Origin of the sequence: Plasticicumulans sp. (genome assembly GCF_035331805.1) — a bacterium.
Lineage (GTDB): Bacteria > Pseudomonadota > Gammaproteobacteria > Competibacterales > Competibacteraceae > Plasticicumulans.
In genome coordinates this window covers 1-6,087 of record NZ_DAOLKE010000217.1, presented here as the reverse complement: position 1 = coordinate 6,087, position 6,087 = coordinate 1, and the positions used below count along the sequence as shown (strand labels likewise).

The 6,087-nt window shown below is 68.3% G+C and carries 6 protein-coding genes; 2 read left to right on the top strand and 4 right to left on the bottom strand.

The window, feature by feature from the left end; genetic code table 11:
* Positions 1-294 precede the first annotated feature (294 nt).
* The 3 genes from PKE44_RS13685 to PKE44_RS13675 form a co-directional block, all read right to left on the bottom strand.
* On the bottom strand, positions 295-798 hold the full coding sequence (locus PKE44_RS13685) for a GNAT family N-acetyltransferase (RefSeq protein WP_324552120.1): 504 nt from the start codon (positions 796-798) through the stop codon (positions 295-297).
* Complete coding sequence (locus tag PKE44_RS13680) at positions 795-1,073, bottom strand: DUF1778 domain-containing protein (protein WP_324552118.1); 279 nt, start codon at positions 1,071-1,073, stop codon at positions 795-797. Before PKE44_RS13680 ends, PKE44_RS13685 begins: the two co-directional genes overlap by 4 nt.
* 310 nt (positions 1,074-1,383) lie before the next feature.
* Entirely contained in the window at positions 1,384-3,036 is a 1,653-nt protein-coding gene (locus PKE44_RS13675) for a DUF4331 family protein (RefSeq protein WP_324552115.1), read from the bottom strand.
* 214 nt (positions 3,037-3,250) lie between these two features.
* Between PKE44_RS13675 and PKE44_RS13670 the strand changes: the two genes are divergently transcribed.
* Together PKE44_RS13670 and PKE44_RS13665 are read left to right on the top strand one after the other, a co-directional pair.
* Positions 3,251-4,414, top strand: a complete 1,164-nt coding sequence (locus PKE44_RS13670) for a GGDEF domain-containing protein (protein WP_324552113.1) — start codon at positions 3,251-3,253, stop codon at positions 4,412-4,414.
* Between the two features lie 79 nt (positions 4,415-4,493).
* Positions 4,494-5,132 (top strand): Uma2 family endonuclease, encoded by a 639-nt coding sequence (locus tag PKE44_RS13665; protein ID WP_324552111.1) that lies wholly within the window; start codon positions 4,494-4,496, stop codon positions 5,130-5,132.
* 4 nt (positions 5,133-5,136) lie between these two features.
* On the opposite strand, the gene PKE44_RS13660 is transcribed toward PKE44_RS13665, so the two are convergent.
* Entirely contained in the window at positions 5,137-5,799 is a 663-nt protein-coding gene (locus PKE44_RS13660) for a thiopurine S-methyltransferase (RefSeq protein WP_324552109.1), read from the bottom strand.
* Between the last annotated feature and the right edge of the window lie 288 nt (positions 5,800-6,087).

The following is a 6,087-nucleotide window of genomic DNA, read 5'->3' as shown; positions in this document are numbered from 1 at the left end:
GGCCGGCGCATCGTCGGGCGCGGCATCGGCGGCGGCTTCGGCGCGCGCGAGCGCGGCGTCGAGGCGCGCGAGTTCCTGCGCGAGCGATCCGGGCTCGCGCGCCGCTGCCGCCATCACGACGAGCGCACACAGACCGGCGGCGACACGGGCAATGCGGCCCGGAGTGTTCACGGCGGTGGTGCATGCAGGACGGCTCGAACCGATCACGGTGAATCCCCCGTCGTTCAGTTCTTCTTCCGTTGCAGGAAAGGGGGCGGGCAGCCCGGGTGTGCAGCCTTGCGGGAAAACGCTGTTTCAGCTCAGCAAACCATTGATATCCTTGATCATCAGGAACAAGTGATACGGATCACTCGGGCTGGGCTCGAATTCCCAGGATTCGTACCAGCGTCGTGCCGCATCATCCTTGGCATGGATCAGCAGGCAACGGATGCCGGCGATGTCGGCGGCCTGTGCGGTTCGCAGCAGGGCGTCCCTGAGCAGGGCCTGACCCAGGCCCTTGCGCTGATGCTGGGTGTCCACTGCGAGCCGGGCCAGGATCATGACCGGCACCGGATGACGTGCCAGCCCTTTCATCACCCTCGACGGCGCGGCCTCCGGATCGACGCTGCCGACCACCAGGCTGTAGAAGCCGACCACCACGTCATCGCGGCAGCAAACGTAGGTCTGCGCGCTGCCGGCCTTCTGGTTGACGAGCGCGTAGCGCTGCAGGAACTGGTTCAGCGCCGCCTGGCCGCAGTCGAAGGCATCGACCTGATCCGTTGCGGCCAGCTTGCGAACGGCTGCGTAGCCATGGCTCAACCGAGCAGCCCGGGTTCACGCAGCAGCTTCTTCAGGCGCGGCTTGCTTTGCACGGGACGATCCAGCGCTTCCTGGAATGCCTGCCACTGCGCGTCGTCGAGTACGAACTGGCGACGATCCGCGAGCGTCTGCGCGGCCGCAGTGACGCCCGCGTCGAGCAGGAACTCGCTGACGCTCTTGTGGCAGGCGCGCGCGGCTTCCTGCAGCAGTTGCTTGACTGGCGTGCTTGCCCGAACGTCGATGCGTTCGGTCTTGGAAAGATTCAGGGTGCTCATGGCGCCGCTCCGGAGTCTGGATGCAATCATTGTAGTTGTCCGGACATTGTCCTGACGAACTGTATTTGTTATCCCTGCTTTCTCCACCTGCCCACGGTATCCAGGCTGCGCCGAGGGCGGGGACTCATGGGATCTCCGCCCTCGTCGGGGGGGTGATTTCCCCTGTGCGGGTGTCCATGGAAACCGGACCACGACACCCGGAGGGAAAGGGGCTTGAAAACGTGGTCTGCAACGTTTTCCCGGCCCCGCCCTCGTCACGGGGGAAAGTGCCGGGCCGCAAAAGCCGCTCCGGACCGACGCACGAGCGCCCTCACCACGGATCGGCGAGATACGGGAATTGCTTCAGGAAGGGCTTGTCGTTGTGCAGCGGATTCGGCGGCGTCTTCGGCTCGATCGGCGCGCCGTCCCACAGCGCCTGCTGGCTCAGCGTCTCGACGTTGCACGGCTTGCCGCCGCAGCCGGTCTTCATGTCGAGGAACAGCGACAGGAAGCGCGTCGCGACCTGGTCCTCCAGCCGCCGGCCGTACGGCCAGCTGCCGTTGGTATCCATGTCGATGCCGCTGACGTTCGGGATGAAGATTTCAAACGTGCGCTTCAGCGGGATCGGCAGGCCGCGCGGGTTCCAGCTCGCGTCGGGCATGTTGACCTCCTGGAAGAAGCAGGTCTTCGCGCGCGGGAAGGCCTCGATCGCCAGCCGGTCGTAGCGGTGGATCGACACCGGCGAGTGGTCGTGGTCGAAGCAGGTCCTGAGGCCCAGCGCGTCGATCGACGGGCCGAAGCCCCAGCCCAGATGCGCGAAGCGGATCACGAAGCGCCGCGCCAGCGACAGGTTGTCGGCGCCGAGCTGGCGGGAGTCCTCGCGCTCGCTGAGCGCGGCATCCTCGAAGGGCACGCCGTCGGTATCGACGCGCTTGTAGCGCTCCAGCTCGCGCTCGAACTCGCTGCGCTCGCCCTGCGGCAGGCGCTTTTCGAGCCACGGCCCGAAGCCCTTCTGCTCGTCCGGGATGGTCTCGACCTTGTTCGCGGCCTTCAGCACCCAGCTCTCGCCCCAGGCGCTGACGACGCGGTTCTTGTCCGGTGCCTCGGTCACGTAGCCGAGCGGCAGTTCGAGGATGATGGCGTTGACGTTGCGCCCGGCCTGCGCGTCCCTGCCGCTGTAGACGAAGCGGTAGTTGCCGTTGGCGTCCTTGCGGTAGGGCACGCCCTGCAGCTCGCGCGGGCCGCTGTCGGGCAGCGGCAGCTTCTCGCCCTCCCCGAGCCGTGGATGCGCCGGATCGAAGTTGAACAGCGTGTTGCCTTCGAGTTCGAGCAGCGTCTTCGGGATCGCGAACTCGCGCAGGTCCGGATCGGCACCGAGCGGGATCAGGTAGAACTGCGGCCCGTAGTTGATCGAGCGGAAGAAACCCGGCAGGTCGTTGAAGAAGGCATCGTCGCGACCGCCGACGAACACCTGCAGCGCCTGGCCGTCCGGCGCCTGCACGCTCACCGGCGTGTTGGTCGGGATGATCTTCGTGAAGCTGCCGGACGGGAAGCCGATGAAATCGACCTTGGCCTGCTGGCGGGCATCGACGCGCACGCGCACCTCGGCCGTGCGGCTGTCGAGGTAGCGATCCTTCAGCGCGCCGGCGTAGGCGAGCACGGTGTCGAGGCTCCAGTCCTCCTTCGACGGCCGCACCAGCCGCGCCTCGGGGTGGATGCGGATGCGGTACAGCAGGTCGGGATCGAGCACGCCGGTCTTCGGCACCGACGCGAAGGTCAGCGCCATCACGACCTTCTCGCCCTGGCTGCGGTCGTCGGCCGGAAAGCCGAAGAAGTCGTACAGGTCGGCCGGGCTGACCGGAATGTCCGAGAAGATGGAATTGATCGCGTTCGGATCGTTGTGATCGGCCGCGAAGGCCGCCGATCCGGCCAGGGCGAGCGTGACGACGGCGGCCAGACGGCTGGCGCGGATGGGAACACCCATGTCCTGTCCCTCCTGAGGGTCCGGTGAGGCGCCGCGGGCGGTTCGCATCGCCGTCCGTCGGCGTGCCTGCGGTATAGCAGAGCCGCACCCCGCGCAAGGCAACGGCGACTTGCCGCGTCCGCTCAAGGGCTTGCACGGGCGGCATGGCCCTTCGCTGCATACGGCATCCGTCGTATATGCTTGCCCGGTCGAACCTGCTGCCAAGGAGCTGCGCTTGCCTCCACGCCCCCCGCCCGGTTTCCACGAACGCCGGCGTGGCGACCGCCGCGTGCTGCAGTTCAGCGAATCCCCGGGCTGGATCGGCAGTGCCGGCCTGCGGCCGGCCTCGTGGGCCGAGATGCGCGTGCAGTTCCTGACGCGCTTTCTGTTCGTGAGCATCGCGCTGTTCTACTTCAGCGGCCGGCCGGGCGAGCAGCCGTTCTGGTATCCGGTCTGGGCCGTGTGGCTGCACGTCGGCAGCTACTGGCTGCTGAACGCCGTGAACATGTGGCACGCCTGGCTCGGGCGCTATGGCGAATCGCGCATCCGGCTGGCGATGGTGCTCGACGTGGCCAGCATCTCGCTGTTCCTGGTCAACGATCCGTACAGCGTGCCGCCGTCGCTGCTCGCCTATCTGATGGTCATCCTCGGCAACGGCATGCGTTACGGGCTGCGCATGTACGGCGAATCGCTGGCCTGGAGCTTCGGCTGCGCGCTGCTCGCGCTCGTCGTGCGCTATCAGGACTCGCTGACCGACCTGCGCGCCGGGCTGATCTTCCTGCCGCTGTTCAGCGCGATCATCGTCATGTACGCGTACTTCCTGCTGCTGCGCCTCGAACAGGCGCGCGTGCAGCTCGAACGCGTCAGCCGCTACGACGGCCTGACCGGCCTGCTGAACCGCCGCGGCCTCGCCGAATCGGTCGAGCTGCTGCAGCGGCTGATGGATCGCGACACCGACCGCATCACCGTCGTGTTCGCCGACATGGACCGCTTCAAGTCGGTCAACGACACGCTCGGCCACACCGCCGGCGACGCGGTGCTGCAGGAGATCGGCCGCATCCTGCGCGAGGGCGTGCGCCGCTCCGACCTGATCGCCCGCTACGGCGGCGACGAGTTCGTGTTCGTGCTGCCGCACACCGGCCGCGAACAGGCGCTGCAGGTCACCGGCCGGGTCGAGCGGCGCATCCACGAGCTTTCCCGGCGCACCGGCATCGACTTCGGCATCACCTTCGGCATGGGCGAGACCGGTGCCGGGCATCGCGCCGATGTGCTCGAACTGATCGACGCGGTCGATCGCGAGATGTACGAGGCCAAGCGCGCACGCCGCCAGCAGCGCGAGACCACGCTGCGGGCCGATGCGGCTCCGGCCTGGGACACTCCCGCCGCGGGCGGCGGCTGAGGCGCCACTGGCCGGCTGCGCGGCAGCGGCCTAGCATCGCGCCATCCCGCTTCGGCCGACTCCGCAGGTGTACCCGACCATGTCCCGCCCGCTGCCCGCCCGTGACGAAGTCTGGAGCGCCGAGGACTATCTCGGCTGGCCGAGCGACACGCCGCGCTGCGAGCTGATCGACGGGCGCGTGTATGCGATGTCGCCGGCACCGACGCTGGATCATCAGCGCATCACCGGTGCCCTGTTTGCCGCGCTGCGATCGACACTCGCCGAGCGCCGCGGACGTGGTTCCGGCGGTGCCGGCTGTGGCTGCGAAGTGTTGATGGCCCCCGTGGACGTGCGTCTCGACGCCCACACCGTCGTGCAGCCCGACGTGCTGGTCGTCTGCGACCCGGCGAAGCTCGCCAATGGCCGCCATGTCGATGGCGCACCCGATCTGGTCGTCGAGGTGCTGTCGCCGTCGAACGCGCTGAAGGACCGGCGGCTGAAGCGACGCGTCTACGAGCGTGCCGGCGTGCCCGAACTGCTGCTGATCGACCCGGAACAGCGCTACGTCGAAATCCACCGCCTCGGCAGCGACGGCCGTTACGCCGCTCCGGAGCTGATCGCGCCGCAGGAGCCGCTGCTGCTCGCGCTGCTGCCGGACTGGCAGCCGACACCGGGCGAGCTGTTCGGCTGGCCGCCGGCCGACCTGTCGCTCGACGAAGACATGCCGGCGGCGCCGTAGCCGCTCAGCCGCCCGCCAGCGCTCCGAGCACGAAGGCGCAGTCCTCGATGCGGCTCATGCCGCGCTCGCGATAGCGCGGCTCGCTGGCGAGCAGATCGACGCGCTCGACGCAGCGCACCGGCCAGTGCGGCTCGTACAGCGCGCGCACCTCGGACTCCGGCACGCTGAACGGCGGGCCGTCGCGCTCGGCCTGCTCGTAGTCGAGCGTGATCAGCAGCGTCGGCAGCGGCGGGCAGAGCGCCTGCAGATGCGCGACATAGCGCCGGCGCATCGGCGGCGGCAGGGCGATCAGCGCCGCGCGGTCGTAGATCGCCGCAACACCGGCCAGATGCGCGGCCTGCAGCGCGAAGAAGTCCCCGCACAGCAGTTCGATGCCCGCGCCCCGGAAGCGCTCGAACGGGCCGTCGTGGCTTCGCTCGAATGGCAGGCCGCTGTCCGTGAAGAATTCGGTGCACGCGGTTTCCGACAGCTCGACGCCGAGCACCGGATGCCCCTGAGCGGCCAGCCACCGCAGATCGAGGCTCTTGCCGGCGAGCGGCACGAACACGCCCGCGCCGGCCGCCAGACCGAGCCGCGGCCAGTGGCGCTGCAGCAGCGGATTGATTTCGGACTGATGGAAGCCGAGATCACGGCGTTCCCATTTGTCGTGCCAGAAGGACGGTTCCACGAGTCATCTCCCGAGGCAGGATGGCGGCTGCCGATGATAAGCGGCGGCGGCCATGGCTTTCAAGGTGCCACCAACCTGTTGTAAATCTTTAAATTCCCCCCTGACCTGCCCGAGTCCGCCCCGATGTTGAGCCTGCCGCCGATCCTGACGCGCTTCGTGGAACAGACGCCGGTACCGGTGATGGCGCGGGCGCTGATCGAGCGCGTGGTCGGTGCCCAGGCGCTCGATGCCTGGTTCGAGGAGCAGCGCGCGGGTCAGTACACGCGCGAGTTGCTGTTCTCGACGCTG

Excerpts from the sequence above, each read along its gene's own strand:
- PKE44_RS13675 (WP_324552115.1), bottom strand. The coding sequence starts at position 3,036 with ATGGGTGTTCCCATCCGCGCCAGCCGTCTGGCCGCCGTCGTCACGCTC.
- PKE44_RS13665 (WP_324552111.1), top strand. The coding sequence starts at position 4,494 with ATGTCCCGCCCGCTGCCCGCCCGTGACGAAGTCTGGAGCGCCGAGGAC.
- PKE44_RS13680 (WP_324552118.1), bottom strand. The coding sequence starts at position 1,073 with ATGAGCACCCTGAATCTTTCCAAGACCGAACGCATCGACGTTCGGGCA.